We start from the raw sequence: 20180 nt of genomic DNA, 5'->3' as shown, positions 1-20180 counted from the left end.
TCCGGCGGATGCCGAGGCCCGCGGCCTCGCGTGTGCACCCGGTTCTCGCAACCGCTTGCAGTGCACGTGCGTCAGCGCCGCGGGGCGAACAGCGGCACGACCACGTCGTCGACGATCTCGGCGAGGTCGTCCTCGCCGATCACCGTCCCGTCGAACAGGAAGTGCTGGCGGAGCATCGCGTGGGCGACCCCGAGGCGCGCCGGCGTGACCGCTGCGGGATCGATCTCGCCGCGGGCGACCGCCCGCCGCGCGATCTCGGTCATCGCCGTCACCCCCGATCCCTGCGAGCCGCGCCGCAGCGCGCGCATGCGCTCCTGATCGGCCATCGCATCGCCGAGCAGGCCGCGGAGCGCCTGACCGGCCGGCCCTGCCAGCAGGGCGGCGTTCTCGCGCAGGCACTCCAGGACATCGGTGCGGAACGCGCCGGTGTCGGGCGGCGAGGCCGGGTCGGGCATGGCTTGGCGCACGGCGTCGAGAGTCAGCTCCATGCGCGTGGGCCAGCGGCGGTACAGCGACGCCTTGCCGGTGCGGGCGCGTTCGGCGACCCGCTCCATCGTCAGCCCCGCATAGCCCACCTCGGTGAGCTCCTCGAGCGCCGCCTCCAGGATCGCCACGTCCAGCGCCTCGCCGCGCCGGCGCGGGCGGGAGCGGTGGTCGTCGGCGGCGGTCACGCGGTCACGCGCCCGGTGTCGCCGTCGACCGTCACCGTCTGGCCGTCGCGCAGCACCGCGGTGCCGTCCGCCGTGCCCATGATCGCCGGGATGCCGTACTCGCGGGCGACGATCGCGGCGTGGGACGCGATGCCGCCCGAGTCGACGACGACCGCGGCCGCGCGCTGGAACAGCGGCGTCCAGGACGGGTTGGTGTACGGGCAGACGAGGATGTCGCCGTTCGCGAGCCGTCCGAACTCCGCGGGCTCGCGGATGATGCGGACCGGTCCGCTCACCCGCCCGCCGCTGGCCGGCTCGCCTGCGACGAGGGCGTCGCCGGCGTCACGTGCCGGGAAGACCGACCGGGGATCGATCAGCCGCACGCCGGCGAGCTCGTCCCGCCGGGCCGCCCGCGCGCGCGCGGCGTCGCGCAGCCGTCCCCCCGCCGCGGCGGGCTCGTCGAGGTCCTCGATCTCTTCGAGGCGCAGATGCCAGATGTCGGCGGCATCGTCCAGCACGCCGGCCGCAGCCAGGCGGCCGCCCAGCTCGTGCAGCGCCGCGCGCAGGATCGGCAGCGGACGCGTGAACTCGTAGTGCGAGTCCTCGCGGAATGCCGCACCCGCCCGCGCGCGCTCCACGAGGCGGCGCAGGCGCGGGGACAATCCGGCGTCGGCGCGCGGCCGCTCCGAGGGGGCTGCGTCGGCGGTGGCGAGCGCCTTGACCAGGCCGACGACGATCTCGGGCGCCTCGCCCCACGTCGGCGAGCTGGCGAGCAGAGGAGACGCCGACTCGCGATGACCGTGCTCGGCGATGAGGGCCGCGAACTGCGGCATCCGTTCCGCCGTCGCAAGCAGCTCGGCGGGTTCCTCCGTCGCGAAGCGCTCGGCGAGATCACGATCGGCGCGCACGGTTCCCGCCAGCGCCTCGAGGTCGCGGTTCGCCTGCTCGGTGCGGCTGCGCCCGTCGAGCATCAGGTCGCCGAGCCGGATGCGGCTGCGGCTGACCCTGAGGGCGAGGAACAGCCGCGCGACGGCGACACCCGAGCCGGGGAGGTAGTCGATGCGCAGGTCGGTGACGGGCTCCACGAGGTCGAGCGCCTCGCGCGGCACGCGGACGAGCTCGGCCCAGCTCAGCGCGGTGAGATCCCGCGCGGCCAGTTCGCGCACCCTCTCGCGGTACGCGCCGTAGCGGGGGTCATCGGTCCAGCGCGCCGGATCGAAGCGCCGGGCACGCGATGCCACCCGGAACGGCGCGAGCAGCACGCGGGGCAGGGGGTGGGGTCGGGGCGGAACGAGCTGATAGACGACGCCGTCCTTCTCGCGCAGGAAGTCCTCGAACGCACGGCGGATCCCGAGGCTCTCGGTGACCTTGGCCATGAGCCCCGCCGGGCCGTGCGGCACCCACGTCGACATGTCCATCGGGTACGGGCGCGTCGGCAGCAGCTCCATCAGCACCGCCGTCAGCCGGCGCTGCAGCGGATTCAGGCGGCGGGCGAGCGGGGGCGGCGGCAGCGCCGTCATCGGCCGCGCCTGCAGGAGGTGCACTCGGCCCGACTCGACCGCCCACTCGATGTCCTGCGGACGGCCGAAGTGGCGCTCCACCTCGCCCCCGAGTCGCACCAGCTCGTCGAGGACGGCATCGTCGAGGCGGCCGGCGACGGGCGCGGTGTCGTGCGAGACCCCGCCGCCGGGCGTCGCCCGTACGACGACCTCGTTCCTTCCCGGCGTGTACTGCCCCAGCTTCGCTGCACGGTCCAGCACGTAGCGGTCGGGAGTGACGAGCCCCGAGACCACCGCCTCGCCGAGCCCGGCGCCCGCCTCGACGACGACGTGGCCGCGGTCGCCCGTCACCGGATCCGCCGTGAACATGACGCCCGCGGCATCCGGATCGATCATGCGCTGCACCACCACCGCGATGCGGACGTCGTCGGGATCGATGCCGAGCCGCGCCCGGTACGTGACCGCGCGCTCCGCCCACAGCGAGCCCCAGCACCGGCGGACCGCGTCGAGCAGGGCCGGCTCGCCGACCACGTTGAGGTAGGTGTCCTGCTGGCCGGCGAAGGCGGCGCCGGGCAGATCCTCGGCCGTCGCACTGGATCGCACCGCCACGGGACCGCCGCCCAGTGCGGCGTAGGCGTCGGCGACGGCTCGCGCGAGCGGAGCGGGCAGCTCGGCGTGCTCGTAGCTCGCGTGATCGCGCGCCGGCACATCGACCGCGGCGTACGCGTCGGTGGTGACGACGAAGCCGTCGGGGACCGGCATCCCGATCCTGATCAGCTCGCCGAGGTTCGCGCCCTTGCCTCCGGCGCGCTCGAGATCGTCGCGCCCGAACGCCCGCAGCGGCGCCACGAGTCGCCCTGCGTCCTGCGTGACGTGCTCGAGTGCGGGCATCGGCGCTCCTTAGTGAACGGATCGTTCTCTAAGTTGACCACGTTCTCGGTGGCGGTTCAAGCCCGACGCGGCGGTTCCGGCCCGATTCCACCGCGCCGACGGCTACAGGCGCTCGACGATGGTGGCGTTGGCCATGCCGCCGCCCTCGCACATCGTCTGCAGGCCGTAGCGGCCACCGGTCGCCTCGAGGTGGGCGACGAGCGTTCCGAGCAGGCGCGTGCCCGACGCGCCGACGGCGTGCCCGAGCGCGATCGCTCCGCCCCACGGGTTGAGCTTCGCGGGGTCGGCGTCGAGCTCCTTCCGCCACGCGAGCGGCACCGACGCGAACGCCTCGTTCACCTCGTACGCGTCGAGATCGCCCATCGACAGGCCGCTGCGGTCGAGGATCCGCCGGGTCGCCGGGATCGGGCCCGTCAGCATCATGATCGGGTCGTCGCCGACGACCGCGAACGAGTGGAAACGAGCACGGGGCGTGAGCCCGAGTTCCGCAGCCTTCTGCTCGCTCATGATGAGGGCGGCGGATGCCGCGTCCGTGAGCGGCGACGAGTTGCCCGCGGTGATGCGCCAGTCCAGCTCGGGGAACCGCGCCGCGAGCTCGTCGGTGCGGAACGCCGGGTTCAGCCCCGACAGCCCCTCCACCGTCGTGCCGGCCCGCACGGTCTCGTCGAACGCGACCGCATCGGCGCCGCCGGCGAGCACGGGGAGCACCTGCGAGTCGAACGCGCCGCGGCTCCAGGCATCCGCCGCCCGCCGGTGCGACTCGGCCGAGAACGCATCGAGCTCCTCTCGGCCGAAGCCCCACCGCTGCGCGATGAGCTCGGCCGAGACGCCCTGGTTGACGAGCCCGTCGGGGTAGCGCGTACGGATGCCGGGAGCGGTCGATCCGCCCTGGCGCGACGACCCGAGCGGCACGCGGCTCATCGACTCGACGCCCGCGGCGATCACGATGTCGTAGGAGCCGGCGATGACGCCCTGCGCCGCGAAATGGGCGGCCTGCTGGCTCGAGCCGCACTGGCGGTCGATCGTGACGGCGGGAACCGTCTCTTCGAACCCGGCGGCGAGCACCGCCTGCCGCGCGATGTTCATGGCCTGGTCGCCGATCTGGCTGACGCACCCCACGAGCACGTCGTCGATCTGCGTCGACTCGAGCCCGTTGCGCTCGAGGAGGCCCGTGAGGACACCCGCGGCGAGGTCGACGGGATGCACGGAACTGAGCGCTCCCCCGGGCTTGCCGCGTCCGGACGGAGTGCGGACGACGTCGACGATGACGGCTTCGGGCATGAGAGCCTCCTTGTTCTTCAGCCTAGGACGGTGACGGATGCCGCGGGCCGCCGCGCGTGCGATCTGCCGCGCCGAACGGTTGCGGCTGCAGTTTCCTGAGAGAGCACACCAGATCTGGTGCGCCATCTCAGGAAAGTGGCGCCACTGCGGGCGCCGAAGTGGTCAGCCGCGGGCGTCGGGCGTGGCGTAGGTGCTGCGCTGCTCGATGATGGCGAGCGTGCACCGCGAGATGCACACGAGCTTTCCGGCCTCGTCGACGATGCGGATCTCCCACACGTGGGAGCGGCGGCCGATGTTCGCCGGCGTCGCGGTCGCGGTCACCCAGCCCGTCGACACCGGGCGGATGTGGTTGGCGTTGATCTCCTGCCCGACGGCGTGGAACCGCTCACGATCGACCGCGAGGTAGCCGGCCCACGAGGCGAGCGTCTCGGCGAGCGCGACCGACGCGCCGCCGTGCAGGACGCCGGCGGGCTGCACGGTGCGCCGGTCCACCGGCATTCGTCCCACCAGCGCGTCGTCGCGGACCTCGACGATCTCGATACCGAGGTTCTCGATGAGCGTGCCGTGCGCCATGGCGGCGAGGTCGACTCCCTCGAGGTCGTGCCAGAGGCTCACCCCGCGGACTCCTCGGCGCGATCGACCGCGGCGAGAGTCGCCGCATCCGGGACGTACCCGTCGATGTGGCGCTCGGCCGGGCCGTTGTACTCCGACAGCGGGCGGATGAGGGCGTTGGAGGCGAGCTGCTCCATGACGTGCGCCGTCCACCCCGTGACACGAGCGGCCACGAACAGGGGCGTGAAGGTGAGCGTGTCGAAGCCGATGAGGTTGTACGCCGGTCCCGACGGGTAGTCGAGGTTGGGGTAGATGCCCTTGCGCGAGACGAACTCTGACTCGAGCGCGTCGTAGAGGGCCGCCACATCGGGCCGGTCGAAGTGGTGCACCAGCTCGTCGAGCGCCGCCTTCATGGTCGGCACGCGCGAGTCGCCGCGCTTGTACACCCGGTGGCCGAAGCCCATGATCTTGCGCTTCTCGGCGAGCGCCTCGTCGAGCCAGGGGCCGACGTTCTCGGCCGAGCCGATCTCGTCGAAGATGTGCAGCACGGCCTCGTTCGCGCCGCCGTGCAGCGGGCCCTTGAGCGCGCCGATCGCACCGACGACGGCGGAGTACAGGTCGCTCAGCGTCGACGCGATCACACGGCCGGTGAACGTCGAGGCGTTGAACGAGTGCTCGGCGTAGAGGATCATCGAGCGGTTGAAGGCGTCGACCACGACCTCGTGCGACTCCTCGCCGAAGGTCATCCACAGGAAGTTCGCCGCGTAGTCGAGGTCGTCGCGCGGCGCGACCGGCTGCAGCCCACGGCGGCGGCGCTGACCGTACGCGACGATCGAGGGGAGGACCGCGAAGAGACGGATGCTGCGCGACAGGTTCTCGTCGGCGCTGCCGCTGGCATCGAGCACCGAGCCGGTGCCGGCGAGATCGCGGGCGCCGATGAGGCTCACGGCCGTGCGCACCTCGTCCATCGGGTGGGCATCCAGCGGCACGAGGTCGATCGCGGCGCGCACGTCGGCGGGCAGCGCTCGATACGAGCGCTCGGTCGCCCGCAGCCGCGCGAGCTGCACGTCGGTGGGCAGCTCGCCGTTCCACAGCAGGTACGCGACCGCCTCGAACGGCTGCGTCGCCGCGAGCTCCTGCACCGGGTAGCCGCGGTAGAGCAGCGAGTTGGTCTCGGGGTTGACCTTCGAGATCGCCGTGTAGTCGACGACGACGCCGGCCAATCCCTTCTTGATGTCGGGATCCGTCATGGCCTTGCTCCTTTGCTGGGGCCCGGTCGTCGAGCGAGGAGCGAAGCGACGAGACGGTCGCTGCGTTTCGTCTCGCTTCGCCCGCTCAACGGCCGGTGGTGTCGATCTGGAAGTTGAAGACGTCCTGGTCGAAGTGGTTGTAGTGCTCGTAGTCGATCAGGTCGTAGAGGTCGGCGCGGTGCTGCATCTCGTCCAGCCTGGACGTGAGGTGACCCTCGTCGACGAGCGTATCGAGAGCGCGGGATGCCGCGCCCATCGCGATCCGCAGCAGCGAGACCGGCCAGATCACGATGTTGACGCCGACGTCCCGCAGCTGGTCGACCGAGAACAGGTCGGACTTCCCGAACTCGGTCATGTTCGCGAGGATCGGCACGTCGACGGCCGCGCGCACGGCGGCGAACTCCTCGAGGGTCCGCATCGCCTCGGGGAAGATGGCGTCGGCCCCGGCGTCCACGAGCGCTTTCGCGCGGTCGATCGCGGCATCCAGCCCCGCCTGTCCCTCGTGCAGGGCACGGATGTCGGTGCGGGCCATGATGAGGAAGTCCGGGTCGCGGCGGGCATCGGCGGCCGCGCGGATGCGCTTGATCGCGGTGTCTTCGTCGACGACGGCCTTGCCGTCGAGGTGGCCGCAGCGCTTCGGGTTGATCTGGTCCTCGATGTGGGTGCCGGCGAGCCCGGCGTCCTCGAGGGTCTGGATCGTGCGGGCGACGTTCATCGGCTCGCCGAACCCGGTGTCGGCGTCGATGATCGCCGGGAGGTCGGTCATGCGCGCGATCTGCTGCCCGCGACCGGCCACCTCCGTCAGCGTCGTCAGCCCGATGTCGGGCAGGCCGAGGTCGGCCGACAGCACCGCGCCCGAGATGTAGACGCCCTCGAAGCCCTTGCGCTCGATGAGCCGGGCGCTGAGCGGGTTGAAGGCTCCCGGGAATCGCAGCAGCTCGCCGCTCGCGAGCCGCTCGCGGAAGGCCCGCCGCTTCTCGTGCGCCGGCACGGTCGAGTACAGCATCAGAGGCTCCTCGTCGGTTCAGGGCGTCTCGTCCCGGTCGCCGGCGCTCCCTCGCTCGACGACCGAGGACCCCGGTCGTCGAGCGACACTTCGGCTCGCTGGCGCTCGCTCAGTGCGGGTCTCCGCGAGACGAAACGCAGCATCAGAACAGGCCCTTCGGGGCCGGAGCGCCGGCGAGCACGCCGAAGTCGGCGACGATCGTGAGCTGCTGCACCTCTTCGGGGGTGAGCTCGGGCAGGCGCTGCGCGAGGTCGAGGAAGCGCTCGATCTCCTCCTCTGCGAGCACGCCGTCGGCGAGCGTGCGGAACTTGCGCACGTAGTCCTCCCGGGCGAACGGCCGCGCGCCGAGCGGGTGGGCGTCGGCGACGGCGATCTCGTCCTCGATGACCGAGCCGTCGGTCAGCCGGATCTCGACGCGACCGCCGAAGGCCTTCTCGTTCGGGTCGTCGGAGTGGTACCGGCGCGTCCACTCCGCGTCTTCGGCGGTGGTGATCCTGTGCCACAGCTCGACGGTGTCGGGACGGCCGGCGCGCTCGGGGGTGTACGAGTCGACGTGGTGCCAGCCGCCGTCCTGCAGCGCGACCGCGAAGATGTACGGGATCGAATGGTCGAGCGTCTCGCGCGAGGCCTTCGGGTCGTACTTCTGCGGGTCGTTCGCGCCCGAGCCGATGACGTAGTGCGTGTGGTGCGACGTGTGCAGCACGATCGACTCGACGTTCACCTCAGAACCCGGTTGCTGAGCCTGTCGAAGCACCGGGTGCTCGCCGTGGAGCTTACGGGCGAGGTCGATCCAGGCCTGCGCCTGGTACTCGGCCGAGTGCTCCTTCGTGTACGAGTCGAGGATGCCGCGCTTGGGCTCGCCCGCCGCGGGGAGCGGCACGTCGTACGACGCCTCCGGGCCGTCCAGCATCCACGCGACGACGCCGTCCTCGCCCTCGTAGATCGGGCTCGGCGACGTCTCGCCGCGCATCGCTCGGTCGACGGCCTCGACCGCCATCTTGCCCGCGAATGCGGGGGCGTGCGCCTTCCACGTCGAGATCTCGCCCTTGCGCGACTGGCGCGTGGCCGTCGTGGTGTGCAGCGCCTGCCCGACAGCCTGGTAGATCGTCTCGACGTCGAGGCCGAGGAGCGTGCCGATGCCGGCGGCGGCCGACGGACCGAGGTGGGCGACGTGGTCGATCTTGTGCTTGTGGAGGCAGATGGCGCGCACGAGGTCGATCTGGATCTCGTACCCGGTCGCGATGCCGCGCACGAGCGCCGCGCCGTCGGCGCCGACGTGCTGGGCGACCGCGAGGATGGGCGGGATGTTGTCGCCGGGGTGGGAGTAGTCCGCCGCCAGGAACGTGTCGTGGTAGTCGAGCTCGCGCACCGCGACGCCGTTGGCCCACGCCGCCCACTCGGGGCTCGTCTTGCGGTCGAGGGCGCAGCCGGACACGGTCGCGCCCGAGCCGCCGACCGACACGGCGTGGTCGAGCGCCTGCTGGCGCGCGGCGCTGACGGGCGGGCGGGTGAGGGATGCCGCGGCCACCGCCGCGTTGTCGATGACGCGGTTGATGATCATGTCGACGACGTCGGGTTCGACCGCGACGGGATCGGCGGCGACCTCGGCGATGTGCCAGGCGAGCTGACCCTCGCGCGCGAGGTTCTCGTCGCTGCGGTGGACTCGGAGGTGGTGGATGACGGGCATGTCGGGCCTTTCAGGTCGCTGAGCTTGTCGAAGCCCCGAGGGATCGAAGGATGTTGGTGAGCGCGTTGTGCAGGTGCACGTGCGTGGCGTGGGCGGCGAGATCGGCGTCGCGGGCCGCGATGGCCGACGCGATCAGGCGGTGCTCGGCGACGGATGCCGCGAGCCGATCGGGATTGTCGCGGGCGAGGCGCCGCACGCGCACGAGGTGCGTGCGGACGGTGCGCAGGGCCGCGGTGAGGTAGCCGTTCGCGACGGCGGCGTCGAGAGTCTCGTCGAACCGCGCGATGAGTCCGTAGTAGTCGTCCGGGCCGTCGCCGTCGCCCGGCCCGTTGGGGTCGACCTCGCCGAACGCGCGCGCGAGCGCGGCGAACGCCTCGGCGTCGCCTCGCTCGGCGGCCAGGCGCGCCGCGGACTCCTCCAGAGCCCGGCGCACCTCGAAGATCTCGCGGATGTCGTCGGCGTCGATCGCGGTCACCACCGTCACGCGCGGCGACTGCTGAGCGACGAGCCCGTCGGCGGCGAGACGCCCGAGCGCCTCGCGCAGGGGAGTGCGGCTGACCCCCAGCCGTGCCGCCTGCTCGACCTCACCGAGCACGGCGCCGGGGCGCAGGATGCCCGACTGGATCTCGTCGAGAAGGGTCGCGTACGCGCGGTCACTCGCCCGCATCCGCATCACCTCCTCGTCACGAGACTCGGTCAGTGTATACATAAAGCCCATCGATACGCCAATCGATCCGGGTCGTGCCGCGCAATGGTATACATAGCCCCACTGGGCCGTGAAGAGTATTCATGAATTTGTGAAATCGGTGTACGCTCGCCGGCATGACCACTGTCATCCGCACCAGCGGCCTCACCAAGCACTACGGCCGCGTCCACGCTCTCGACGGCCTCGATCTCACCGTCGAGGAGGGCAAGGTTCACGGCTTCCTCGGCCCCAACGGCGCCGGCAAGTCCACCACGATCCGCATCCTGCTGGGGCTCGCACGCAAGACCGGCGGCGAGGCATCCGTCTTCGGAGGCGATCCGTGGCGCGATGCCGTCACCCTCCATCGCCGTATCGCGTACGTCCCCGGGGATGTCAGTGTCTGGCCGAACCTGTCAGGCGGCGAGGCGATCGATCTCATGGCGCGCTTGCGCGGAGCATCGCGACGCGACCCCGCCTACCGTGCCGAGCGCGAACGGCTCATCGAGGCGTTCCAGTTCGATCCCCGTAAGAAGGGCCGCGCCTACTCCAAGGGCAACCGGCAGAAGGTCGCCCTCATCGCCGCGTTCTCGGTGCCGGCCGACCTGTACATCCTCGACGAGCCGACGAGCGGCCTCGACCCGCTGATGGACGTCATGTTCCGCCGCGAGATCATGCGCGTCCGCGCAGGGGGCGCGACCGTCCTGCTCTCGAGCCACATCATGTCGGAGGTCGAGCAGCTGTGCGATCGCGTGTCGATCATCCGCGCCGGCCGCATCGTCGAATCGGGAACCCTCGCCGATCTCCGCCACCTCACGCGCACCGAGGTGTCGTTCGAGGGGACGGATGTCTCGGTCGCGGCCGGTCTCACGAGTGCCCACGACGTGTCGGCCGAGGACGGGCGCGTGCGGTTCACCGTCGACAGCGAGGCGATCTCGACGGTCCTCCCCGAGCTCGGCCACCGCGCCGTCGCCGGCTTGCGCATCGCCCCGCCGTCGCTCGAGGAGCTGTTCCTCCGGCACTACGGCGACGAGCTCGGACGCGGCACGGAGTCGACGGACGCTCCGGCGGCACCCGCGGCGGCAGGGCGATGAACCGGCTCGGCGTCCTCGTCGGTCAGCGTGCGCGCCGGGACTGGCGGCAGCTGACGCTGTGGATCCTGGGCACCGCCGCGCTGGCCTATCTCTCCTACGTCGGCGTCGGAGAGTCCTTCGGCACGGCGCAGGAACGTCAGGCGCTCATCGCGACGGCTCTGGCCAATCCGGTCATCCTGCTCTTCCGCGGGCTGCCGTCGGGCACCGGCCAGAGCGAGTTGATGGTCTTCCTCATCCTCCCGTGGCTGGCGATGCTCGCGGCGTTCATGAGCTCGTTCCTCGCGGTGCGCCACACCCGCGGCGAGGAGGAACCCGGCCGCGCCGAACTGGTCTCGGCGACGCCGGCCGGACGCGCCGCACCGATCGTGGCGACCATCGTGCACGGCGTGCTCGCCAACGTGATCCTGGCCGCACTCGTCGCCGTCGCGTTCCTGATGACGGGAAACGACGTCGAGGGCTCGCTGCTCGTGGGCGTCGCCGCAGGATCGATCGGCATCGCATTCGTCGGAGTGGGACTCTTCGCCGCGCAGCTCATGCGCACGTCGCGCGGCGCCAACTCGCTGTCGGTGTGGACCCTGCTGGTGTCGTTCGTGATCTGCGGCATCGGCAACGCCGTCGGCACGCCGAACGACGCCCTCACGCGGATGGAGAGCTCGTGGCTGACCTGGCTCTCGCCGTTCGGCTGGGCCGAGAACACCCGCGCCTTCGACGAGAACGCGTGGTGGCCGGCCGTGCTGTGTCTCGCGCTCGGGCTGGTGCTCGCAGGAGTCTCGGTCGCCTTGACGACCGCGCGCGATCTCGGCGGCAGCTTCATCGCCGAGCGAGCCGGACGCGTGACCGCGCCGGCGAGCCTCTCCACGCCGGCAGGGCTCGTGTGGCGCCTGACCCGGGGCAGCATCGCCGGCTGGGCCGTGGGAGGACTGCTCGTCGGGATGCTGTCGACCACGCTCGCCGGGGTGGTCGAGGAGATCAGTGCCGACAACCCCGCGATCGAGCAGATCCTCGCTCAGATCTCAGGCTCGGGCGACCTCCAGCAGGCCACGATCACCACCTTCTACACGATGCTCGGAATCCTCGCCGCCTGCTGCGCGGTGCAGATCGTCTGCCGCGCGCGTCAGGAGGAGGTCCACGGCACGGCCGAGGTCGTGCTGGCGGGTGTCGTCGGCCGCGTCCGCTGGCTGTCGGGCTACCTCCTCCTCGCGCTGGCAGGGCTGGTGGCCGTGATCGTCGCAGGAGCCGCGGGTTCTCTGGTCGGGCTGGCCTCACAGGGCGAGGACGAGCTGCTGATGCGGACGGTGCTCATCACCGGCGCCGGGCAGGTGGCGGCGGCATCCGTCTTCCTCGCGCTCACGGCGCTCGCATTCGTGCTCGCACCGCGACTGACCATCCCGCTCGGATGGACGCTGGTCATCCTCGGCATGGTCCTCGGGATGTTCGGCCCGATCTTCGGGTTCCCCGAGTGGCTCACCCAGCTGTCGCCGATGGCGTCGGCGCCGGTCATGCAGGGCGATGACGTCGATCCGCAGGGCCTGGTCTGGCTGGTGCTCGCGGTCGGCATCGGCGTCGGGGCGGCCCTCGCCCTGATGCGACGACGAGAGGTCACCGCGGGCGGATAGATTCGAACAGTGGGGGGCGACGTGGATCATCCGGGAATCGAGGCGGCCGAGCAGGCGGCGGCGATGCTCACGGCTGCCGGCATGGCGCGCATGCCCGCGCGCGTCATGATGGCCCTGGTCGGCTCGCCGGACGACGGGTACACGGCCGCTGAGCTCGCCGAGCGGCTGGGGGTCTCGCCCGCGGCGGTGTCGGGGGCGGTGCGTTACCTCATCTCGATGCGGCTGATCCAACGGCTCTCGCGGCCCGGGGACCGCCGCGACCGATACGACCTCACCGACGACGCCTGGGACGGCATGATCACCGCGAACGCCCCGCTGTACGCCGCACTCGCGATGCAGCTGGACCGCATCGCGGACGAGAACACGGATGCCCCGGCCTCGGTCGCTCGTGCGCGTGACGTCGCAGACTTCCTGCGGTACCTGAGCGAGCGGGTGCCGGAGATCGCGGCCGAGTGGCGCGCCGGGCGCGGGTAGCCTCGTCAGGTGACCGACGCACTTCCGTACATCGTGGCCACCGACGGCGCCTGCAAGGGCAACCCCGGACCGACGGGATGGGCGTGGGTCGGCGAGGACGGCCACTGGGCCGCCGGCTCGATCCCGGTCGGCACGAACAACATCGGCGAGCTCACCGGGCTGTTGAAGGCCATCGAGGATCACGCCGATGTCGCACACCTCGTGGTCCAGGCGGACTCGCGGTACGCGATCGACACCTACGAGAAGTGGATGGACGGGCACCGTCGCCGTGGCTGGAAGACCTCGACCGGGGCGCCCACGAAGAACGTCGACCTGCTCGAGCAGCTCATCGTGGCCCGCGACGCGCGCCGCGCGGCCGGCCTGCCCGACGTGGTGCTCGAGCACGTGCGCGGCCACTCCGGCCACGTCCTGAACGCGTGGGCCGACGAGCGCGCCGTGCGCGCCTCCGAGCACGCCGCCAAGGGCGTCGCGAGCGCGTGGTCGTCACTGGGTGCGCACGACAGGATCGACGTCTCGGAGCGCCCGAAGAACGGCCGCTGACCGGGGCCCCGCGTCAGTCGCCGCTTCAGGCCTCGGGCTCGCCGGTGGTGCCCTCGTAGAGGCCGATGACGTTTCCGTCGGGGTCGGCGATGACCGCCCACCAGCTCGTGGGAGAGATCTCGCTCTTCTCCATGAGCACCGTGGCCCCGGCGTCTCGTGCGGCCGCGACGACGTCGTCGATCGAGTCCACCTCGACGTACGAGCGCGGCTGCGAGAAGCCCTCTTCGCGCGGGGCGAGGCCGCCGCCAGAGATCTTGTTGGGCGCCTGCCACATCGGGTAGCCCTCGAAACCGGGCACCTCGGCGATCTCCCAGCCGAAGAGGCGGGAGTAGAAGGCCTTCGCCTGGTCGAAGTCGCTGACCGGGATGTCGATGTGCGTGATGTCACCGTGAGCCATCGTGGATCCTCTCGTGGGGTTCGACCCGTCCAGTGTGACCGGGGCTTCGGACAGTCACAAGAGTGGGCGTGTCAGCCTCCGGTCGCCTGCGACAGGTGCTCGCCGAGCTGGTCGATGGCCGGGCGCTGCCCCTTCACGAGCTTCTCGCGGGCTTCGGGCAGCGGCATCCATTCGACGCGGTCGACCTCCGGGAACGACGCCGTCCGCCCCGACCGGGGCGGCCACTCCAGCTCGAACTCGCCGAACTCGAGGTCGTCGAGCGGGAACCCGGTGCCGTCGGCGACGAACACCGTCACGCGCTTGCCCGACGAGTACGGGAACGTGCCGAGCTCGGCGAACGGCCCGTCGGGAGCGTCGACGCCCAGCTCCTCGCGGAACTCGCGCCGGGCCGCGTCGAGCGCGGACTCCTCCCCCTCGACGTACTCGCCCTTGGGGATCGACCACGCGCCGGCATCCTTGCTCGCCCAGTACGGCCCGCCCATGTGCGCGATGAGCACGCGGGGTTCGGGATCGAGTCGATAGAGCAGGATGCCGGCGCTGGTCGCGGACATGGCGGATCAGGCCGGGCGCGTCTTGGGCGAAACCGAGTAGGTCTCTTCGGGGTCGGTGGTCGCGACGGGTGCGAGCGCCGCCTCGATGGCAGCCATGGTGTCGGCGTCCAGCTTCACACCGGACGCCTTGACGGTGTCGTCCAGCTGCTCGGGCCGGGATGCCCCGACCAGGGCCGCCGCCACGTTCTTGTTCTGCAGCACCCACGCGATGGCCAGCTGCGCCAGCGTGAGGCCGGCCTGGTCGGCGATCGGCTTGAGGTTCTGGACCGCCTCGAGCACTTCGTCGCGCAGGAAGCGCGAGATGAAGTTGGCGCCGCTCTTCTCATCGGTCGCGCGCGACCCCGCCGGAGCGGGCTGGCCGGGCAGGTACTTGCCCGAGAGCACGCCCTGCGCCATGGGCGACCACACGATCTGCGAGATCCCCAGCTCCTCCGACGCCGGAACGACCTTGCCCTCGATCACGCGCCACAGCGCGGAGTACTGCGGCTGATTGGAGATGAGCTGGATGCCGTAGCTCTTGGCGAGCGCGTGCCCCTCGCGCAGCTGCTCGGCGGTCCATTCCGACACGCCGATGTACAGCGCCTTGCCCTGGCGCACGACGTCGGCGAACGCCTGCATCGTCTCTTCGAGAGGCGTCTCGTAGTCGAAGCGGTGCGCCTGGTAGAGCTCGACGTAGTCGGTGCCCAGTCGTCGCAGCGAACCGTTGATGGACTCGAGGATGTGCTTGCGGCTGAGCCCGGTGTCGTTCGGGCCCTTCGGGCCGGTGGGCCAGTAGACCTTCGTGAAGATCTCGAGCGATTCACGCCGCTGCCCCTTGAGGGCCTCGCCGAGCACGGACTCTGCAGCCGTGTTCGCGTACACGTCTGCGGTGTCGAACGAGGTGATGCCGAGGTCGAGGGCGCGATGCACCGTCTTGACGGCGGCGTCGTTCTCGACCTGCGAGCCGTGGGTCACCCAGTTGCCGTACGTGATCTCTGAGACCTTGAGTCCGCTGTTGCCGAGGTACCGATATTCGACCATTCGAGAGTCGTTCCTTCCGGAGTGGGTGGGGTTCTCACCCTAGGCATCCCGGCCCCCATAAGTCCAACAACTGCGAACCATGCGATTCAGAAGTACTGTGTATGAATGGATCTGCGCCAGATGGAGTACTTCGTCGCCCTCGCCGACGAGCAGCAGTTCACGCGCGCCGCGTCGATCTGCGGGGTCACGCAGTCCGGCCTCTCAGCGGCGATCCGCGGACTCGAAGAGGAGCTGGGCACGAGCCTGTTCTCGCGCACCACCCGGCGCGTCGTGCCGACCGACGCGGGTCTCGCGCTGCTGCCGCACGCTCGCGGCATGCTCGCACAGTCCGCCGCGGGACGGGATGCCGTCGTGCGGGCGACGCATCAGCTGTCGGGCAGCCTGCGGGTCGGCGCCGAGCAGTGCCTCGGCTTCGTCGATGTGCCGCCACTGCTCGAGCGCTTTCACCGCCGGCATCCGCTCGTCGACATCCACTTCACGCAGGCCGGATCCCACGAGCTGACGGCGCAGGTCCGCAGCGGCGAGCTCGATGTGGCGTTCGTCGCGACGACCGAGCACGTCTCGACGGTGCGTGCCACTGAGCTGGGCCGGCGTCCCCTCGTGCTGCTCACACCGCCCGACGATGCCCTGGCGGGGTCGGGCCGGGTCGCGTGGTCGCAGCTGAAGGACCGCGAGTTCGTCGACTTCCGCCCGGCGTGGGGCGTGCGGTCGCTCAACGATGCCGCGTTCGCGTCGCACGGCGTGCGCCGGAGGGTGCGCTGCACGGTCGATGACGTGCACACGCTCCTCGACCTCGTCCACCGCGGTCTGGGGATCGCGCTCGTTCCGGAACACGTGGCATCCAAGCCGCACGCCGAGGGATTGGTCCGAGTGTCCCTTCCGCAGGATTCCACGCCGCAGTGGGTCGTCTCGGCGATCGTGGCGCCGACGGCCGACCCGTCAGCCGGGCGCCTGCTCGACATCCTCGCCCTGGATCGGGAATCCAGCGACGCCGATCTCCTGCCGGAGGCTGCGCTGAGCTGACGGCGCGGCCACGAGCGCCACGAGGCCGTCGCCCGCCTGATGATCCTCTCGTCCCGCGCCGGAGGGCGCGGGACGAGAGGATGCCGCGTCACGAGACGGTCGCGGCCTCATCCTCGGCGGCGCCGTCGACGGACTGCCCTGCCGCGTCGCCGGCGGGCTCCTCGACGATCGCGCCGAACTGCTCGTCGAGATCGGTCGCGGCCTGCTGGAACTGCGAGTTGTACAGCCGGAAGTACGCGCCCTTCGCCTCGATGAGCTCGTCGTGCGTGCCCTTCTCCACGATCCCGCCGTTCTCCATCACGAGGATGAGGTCGGCATCGCGGATCGTCGAGAGTCTGTGCGCGATCACGAACGACGTGCGGCCCTTACGGAGCGCCGCCATCGCGTGCTGCACGAGCAGCTCGGTGCGCGTGTCGACCGAACTGGTCGCCTCGTCGAGGATGAGCACCGAGGGCTGCGCCACGAACGCGCGGGCGATCGTGATCAGCTGCTTCTCACCGGCCGAGATGTTCGACGCGTCCTCGTCGAGGAGGGTGTCGTACCCGTCGGGCAGCGAGTGCACGAACCGGTCGACGTACGTCGCACGGGCGGCCGCCAGGATCTCGTCGTCGGTCGCGTCGGCTCGGCCGTAGCGGATGTTCTCGCGGATCGAGCCGGCGAACAGCCACGGGTCCTGCAGGACCATGCCGGTCTTGGCGCGGATGTCTCGGCGCGTGAGCTCGGCGATGTCCTGTCCGTTGAGCAGGATGCGGCCGCCGTCGAGCTCGTAGAAGCGCATGATGAGGTTCACCAGCGTCGTCTTGCCCGCTCCTGTCGGCCCCACGATCGCGACCGTCTGACCCGGCTCGACCCGGAACGACAGATCGTGGATCAGCGGGCGGTCGGGCGAGTACGAGAACGCGACGTCCTGGAACTCGATGGTGCCGTCGCCGTCCACCGGCGCCGGCGCGTCTACGGCGTCGGGCTCCTGCTCGTCGACGTCGAGCAGCTGGAACACCCGCTCCGCCGACGCCGTGCCGGACTGCACGACCGCGGCCATGCCGCCGAGCTGCGCGAGCGGCTGGGTGAACTGCTGCGAGTACTGGATGAACGCCTGCACGTCGCCGAGGCGCAGCTGGCCGCCCGCGACCATGAGCGCACCGAAGACCGCGATGCCGACATACGTCAGGTTGCCGATGAACATCATCGCGGGCTGCATGATGTTCGCCAGGAACTGCGCCTTGAACGATGCCTGGAAGAGCTCCTCGTTCTCGACGCGGAACGCCTCTCGCGCGCTCTTCTCGCGACCGTAGACCTTGACGAGCGCGTGACCCGAGAAGGACTCCTCGACGCGGGCGTTCAGGCGGCCGACCTTGCGCCACTGCGTGCCGAAGGCCTTCTGGGAACGAGGGCCGATCACGCCGAACAGCACTCCCATGAGTGGGAAGCTCACCAGCACCACGAGCGTCAGCTGCCACGAGATCGACAGCATCATGATGAGCACGCCGATCACCGTGAGCACGCTCGTGAGCGCCTGCGACAGCGACTGCTGCATCATCTGCGTGATGTTGTCGATGTCGTTGGTGACGCGCGAGATGAGCTCGCCGCGCTGGACGCGGTCGAAGTAGCTCAGCGGCAGGCGGTGGATCTTCGCCTCGACCTGCTCGCGCATGCGCCACATCACACGGACCATGACGACGTTCATGACGTAGCCCTGGATCCACATCAGCAGCGAGGATGCGAAGTACAGCGCGAGCACGAACAGGAGCACGCGGCTGAGCGCCATGAAGTCGACGCCCGCGCCGGGCACGAAGTTCTGCATCGCCGACACGATGTTGGCGAGATCCTGCTGGCCCGCGTCGACGAGGCCCTGGACGACCTGCTCCTTGGTCGCCCCGGCGGGCGCCATCGACGAGACGACGCCTTCGAACAGGATGTTCGTCGCCTCACCGAGCACCTTCGGCGCGGCGACGGTGAGCACGACGCCGATCGAGCCCAGGAGCGTCACGAAGATGAGGGCGAAGGCGTGCGGCTTGAGCAGTCCGAGCAGTCGCCGGAACGACGTCCCGAAGTTCGCGGCCTTGCCGGGGGCGACGCCACCGCTCCAGTCGTCGGCCGCGAGACGGGCCTGCTCGGCCATCTCGAGTTCGAGCTTCTCTTCGGGGCTGAGCTCGGCCACCGCGGCTTCCAGCGTCGCGGCGGGCTTGCGTGCGCCACGCGCTGCGCGGCGGTTCGTCTTCTTCTCGTCGCTCATCGGGCGACCTCCGCTCCGAGCTGGGATTCGACGATCTCGCGATAGGTCTGGCTCGTCTCGAGCAGCTGCTCATGAGTGCCGAGGCCCACGACGCCGCCGTCGTCGAGCACGATGATGCGATCGGCGTCGGTGATCGTCGAGACGCGCTGCGCGACCACGATCTTCGTCACCTCCGGCAGCTCGCGCCACAGCGCCTGCCGGAGTCTCGCGTCGGTGGTCAGGTCGAGGGCCGAGAACGAGTCGTCGAACACGAGGACCCGGGGGTTGTGCACGATGGCCCGCGCGATCGCGAGGCGCTGGCGCTGGCCGCCCGAGACGTTGGCGCCGCCCTGCGCGATGCGCGCGTCGAGGCCGCCTTCCATCTGCGCCACGAAGTCCCGCGCCTGGGCGATCCCGAGCGCGTGCCAGAGCTCGGCATCCGTCGCCTCCTCGCGACCGAACCGCAGGTTCGAGGCGACCGTGCCGGAGAACAGGAACGGCCGCTGCGGGACGAGGCCGATCGAGCGCCACAGCGCGTCGAGGTCGGCCTTGCGCACGTCGACGCCGCCGACGAGCACCGCGCCGTCGGTCACGTCGAACAGGCGCGGGATGAGCGAGACCAGGGTCGTCTTGCCGGCGCCGGTCGATCCCACGACCGCCACCGTCTCACCGGGGGCGGCGCGGAAGGTGATGCCGGAGAGGATCGGCTGCTCGGCCCCGGGGTAGGTGAAGGTCACGTCGCGGAACTCGACGGCGCCGGGCTCGGGGAAGTCGGACCGGGCGTCGGCCGGACGGGAGAGCGTCGAGCGGGTGTCGAGCACCTCGCCGATGCGCTCGGCCGACACCGCGGCGCGCGGGATCATCATCGTCATGAAGCTCGCCATCATGACCCCCGACAGGATGATCATGACGTACTGCATGAAGGCGAAGAGCGTGCCGATCTGGATGTCGCCGGCATCCACCTGGATGCCGCCGAACCAGATCACCCCCACGACCGTGACGTTGAGGATCAGCATGACGGCGGGGAAGAGCACGACGAAGAGCGAGCCCACCTTGCGGCCGACCACCATGATGTCGGTGTTGGCCTCGTCGAAGCGGCGCTCCTCGATCGGCTCTCGCACGAACGCGCGGATGACGCGGATGCCGGTGAGCTGCTCGCGCATCACCCGGTTCACGCCGTCGAGCTTGACCTGGAAGGCGCGGAAGAGCGGCACCATGCGGCCGATGATGAGCCCCGCCACGAGGAGCAGCACCGGCACCGCGACGGCGATGATCCACGACAGGCTGGGGCCTTGGGCGACCGCGAGGATGATGCCGCCGATCGCGAGCAGCGGCGCCGACACCAGGAACGTGGCCGACATCATCGCGAGCATCTGCACCTGCTGCACGTCGTTGGTGTTTCGCGTGATGAGCGACCCGGCGCCGAAGCCGGTGACCTCGCGCTCGGAGAAGCCCGACACGCGCTCGAAGATGTCGTCGCGCATGTCGCGCCCGGCGCGCATCGCGGCGCGTGCGGCGAACCACGTGGCGATGATCGCGGCGACGATCTGGCCCAGCGACACCGCGAGCATGAGCAGGCCGGTGTTCAGGATGTACTCGGTGTCGCCCTGGACGAGGCCGTTGTTGATGATGTCGGCGTTGAGGTTGGGCAGGAAGAGCATGGCCAGCGCCGACGCGAACTGGAACACCAGCACGCCGAGCAGGAGCCACGCGGACGGTCGCAGATATCGGACGAGGAGTTTGGCGAGCACAGGG

General features: G+C 70.7%; 18 protein-coding genes. 5 read left to right on the top strand and 13 right to left on the bottom strand.

Annotation, left to right across the window (positions count from 1 at the left end):
• Positions 1-71: 71 nt before the first annotated feature.
• The 8 genes from IM778_RS01335 to IM778_RS01300 all read right to left on the bottom strand — a co-directional run bounded on the left by IM778_RS01335 (position 72) and on the right by IM778_RS01300 (position 9483).
• Positions 72-671, bottom strand: a complete 600-nt coding sequence (locus IM778_RS01335; RefSeq protein ID WP_194410311.1) for a TetR/AcrR family transcriptional regulator — start codon at positions 669-671, stop codon at positions 72-74.
• Positions 668-3040: a PEP/pyruvate-binding domain-containing protein gene (locus IM778_RS01330; protein ID WP_194410310.1), complete on the bottom strand. Its 2373-nt coding sequence runs from the start codon at positions 3038-3040 to the stop codon at positions 668-670. The genes IM778_RS01335 and IM778_RS01330 overlap by 4 nt, the downstream gene beginning before the upstream one ends.
• A gap of 102 nt (positions 3041-3142) precedes the next feature.
• Positions 3143-4321: a thiolase family protein gene (locus tag IM778_RS01325; RefSeq protein ID WP_194410309.1), complete on the bottom strand. Its 1179-nt coding sequence runs from the start codon at positions 4319-4321 to the stop codon at positions 3143-3145.
• 162 nt (positions 4322-4483) lie between these two features.
• Entirely contained in the window at positions 4484-4936 is a 453-nt protein-coding gene (locus tag IM778_RS01320; protein WP_194410308.1) for a hotdog fold thioesterase, read from the bottom strand.
• A complete protein-coding gene (locus tag IM778_RS01315; protein WP_194410307.1) occupies positions 4933-6123 on the bottom strand; it encodes a bifunctional 2-methylcitrate synthase/citrate synthase in 1191 nt (396 codons plus the stop codon). The genes IM778_RS01320 and IM778_RS01315 overlap by 4 nt, the downstream gene beginning before the upstream one ends.
• Positions 6124-6208: 85 nt before the next feature.
• Positions 6209-7129: a methylisocitrate lyase gene (prpB, locus tag IM778_RS01310; RefSeq protein ID WP_194410306.1), complete on the bottom strand. Its 921-nt coding sequence runs from the start codon at positions 7127-7129 to the stop codon at positions 6209-6211.
• A gap of 142 nt (positions 7130-7271) precedes the next feature.
• The gene (locus tag IM778_RS01305; RefSeq protein ID WP_194410305.1) at positions 7272-8816 is read right to left on the bottom strand and encodes an MmgE/PrpD family protein; all 1545 of its coding nucleotides are present in this window, start codon (positions 8814-8816) and stop codon (positions 7272-7274) included.
• Between the two features lie 10 nt (positions 8817-8826).
• Positions 8827-9483 (bottom strand): GntR family transcriptional regulator, encoded by a 657-nt coding sequence (locus IM778_RS01300; protein WP_194410304.1) that lies wholly within the window; start codon positions 9481-9483, stop codon positions 8827-8829.
• A gap of 155 nt (positions 9484-9638) precedes the next feature.
• Here IM778_RS01300 and IM778_RS01295 point away from each other — a divergent pair, with 155 nt between their 5' ends.
• The 4 genes from IM778_RS01295 to IM778_RS01280 are packed head-to-tail and all read left to right on the top strand — an operon-like array spanning position 9639 to position 13222.
• Positions 9639-10592: an ABC transporter ATP-binding protein gene (locus IM778_RS01295; RefSeq protein WP_194410303.1), complete on the top strand. Its 954-nt coding sequence runs from the start codon at positions 9639-9641 to the stop codon at positions 10590-10592.
• Positions 10589-12208: an ABC transporter permease gene (locus IM778_RS01290; RefSeq protein ID WP_194410302.1), complete on the top strand. Its 1620-nt coding sequence runs from the start codon at positions 10589-10591 to the stop codon at positions 12206-12208. Before IM778_RS01295 ends, IM778_RS01290 begins: the two co-directional genes overlap by 4 nt.
• 9 nt (positions 12209-12217) lie before the next feature.
• On the top strand, positions 12218-12682 hold the full coding sequence (locus tag IM778_RS01285; protein WP_228484679.1) for a GbsR/MarR family transcriptional regulator: 465 nt from the start codon (positions 12218-12220) through the stop codon (positions 12680-12682).
• A 9-nt stretch (positions 12683-12691) separates the two neighbouring features.
• On the top strand, positions 12692-13222 hold the full coding sequence (locus IM778_RS01280; protein ID WP_194410301.1) for a ribonuclease H family protein: 531 nt from the start codon (positions 12692-12694) through the stop codon (positions 13220-13222).
• Between the two features lie 25 nt (positions 13223-13247).
• On the opposite strand, the gene IM778_RS01275 is transcribed toward IM778_RS01280, so the two are convergent.
• The 3 genes from IM778_RS01275 to IM778_RS01265 all read right to left on the bottom strand — a co-directional run bounded on the left by IM778_RS01275 (position 13248) and on the right by IM778_RS01265 (position 15190).
• Positions 13248-13619, bottom strand: coding sequence for a VOC family protein (locus tag IM778_RS01275; protein WP_194410300.1), 372 nt, complete (start codon positions 13617-13619; stop codon positions 13248-13250).
• A gap of 71 nt (positions 13620-13690) precedes the next feature.
• Positions 13691-14170, bottom strand: a complete 480-nt coding sequence (locus tag IM778_RS01270) for an NUDIX hydrolase (RefSeq protein ID WP_194410299.1) — start codon at positions 14168-14170, stop codon at positions 13691-13693.
• Positions 14171-14176: 6 nt separating this feature from the next.
• A complete protein-coding gene (locus IM778_RS01265; RefSeq protein WP_194410298.1) occupies positions 14177-15190 on the bottom strand; it encodes an aldo/keto reductase family protein in 1014 nt (337 codons plus the stop codon).
• A gap of 105 nt (positions 15191-15295) precedes the next feature.
• Here IM778_RS01265 and IM778_RS01260 point away from each other — a divergent pair, with 105 nt between their 5' ends.
• Positions 15296-16213, top strand: coding sequence for a LysR family transcriptional regulator (locus tag IM778_RS01260; protein WP_194410297.1), 918 nt, complete (start codon positions 15296-15298; stop codon positions 16211-16213).
• Positions 16214-16301: 88 nt separating this feature from the next.
• On the opposite strand, the gene IM778_RS01255 is transcribed toward IM778_RS01260, so the two are convergent.
• On the bottom strand, positions 16302-18446 hold the full coding sequence (locus tag IM778_RS01255) for an ABC transporter ATP-binding protein (protein WP_420488840.1): 2145 nt from the start codon (positions 18444-18446) through the stop codon (positions 16302-16304).
• Entirely contained in the window at positions 18443-20176 is a 1734-nt protein-coding gene (locus IM778_RS01250) for an ABC transporter ATP-binding protein (protein WP_194410296.1), read from the bottom strand. Before IM778_RS01250 ends, IM778_RS01255 begins: the two co-directional genes overlap by 4 nt.
• Positions 20177-20180: the final 4 nt, after the last annotated feature.

It is taken from the genome of Microbacterium cremeum, from assembly GCF_015277855.1.
Lineage (GTDB): Bacteria > Actinomycetota > Actinomycetes > Actinomycetales > Microbacteriaceae > Microbacterium > Microbacterium cremeum.
Note: the sequence above shows the minus strand (reverse complement) of the source record. Positions and strands in the feature narration are given on the sequence as shown.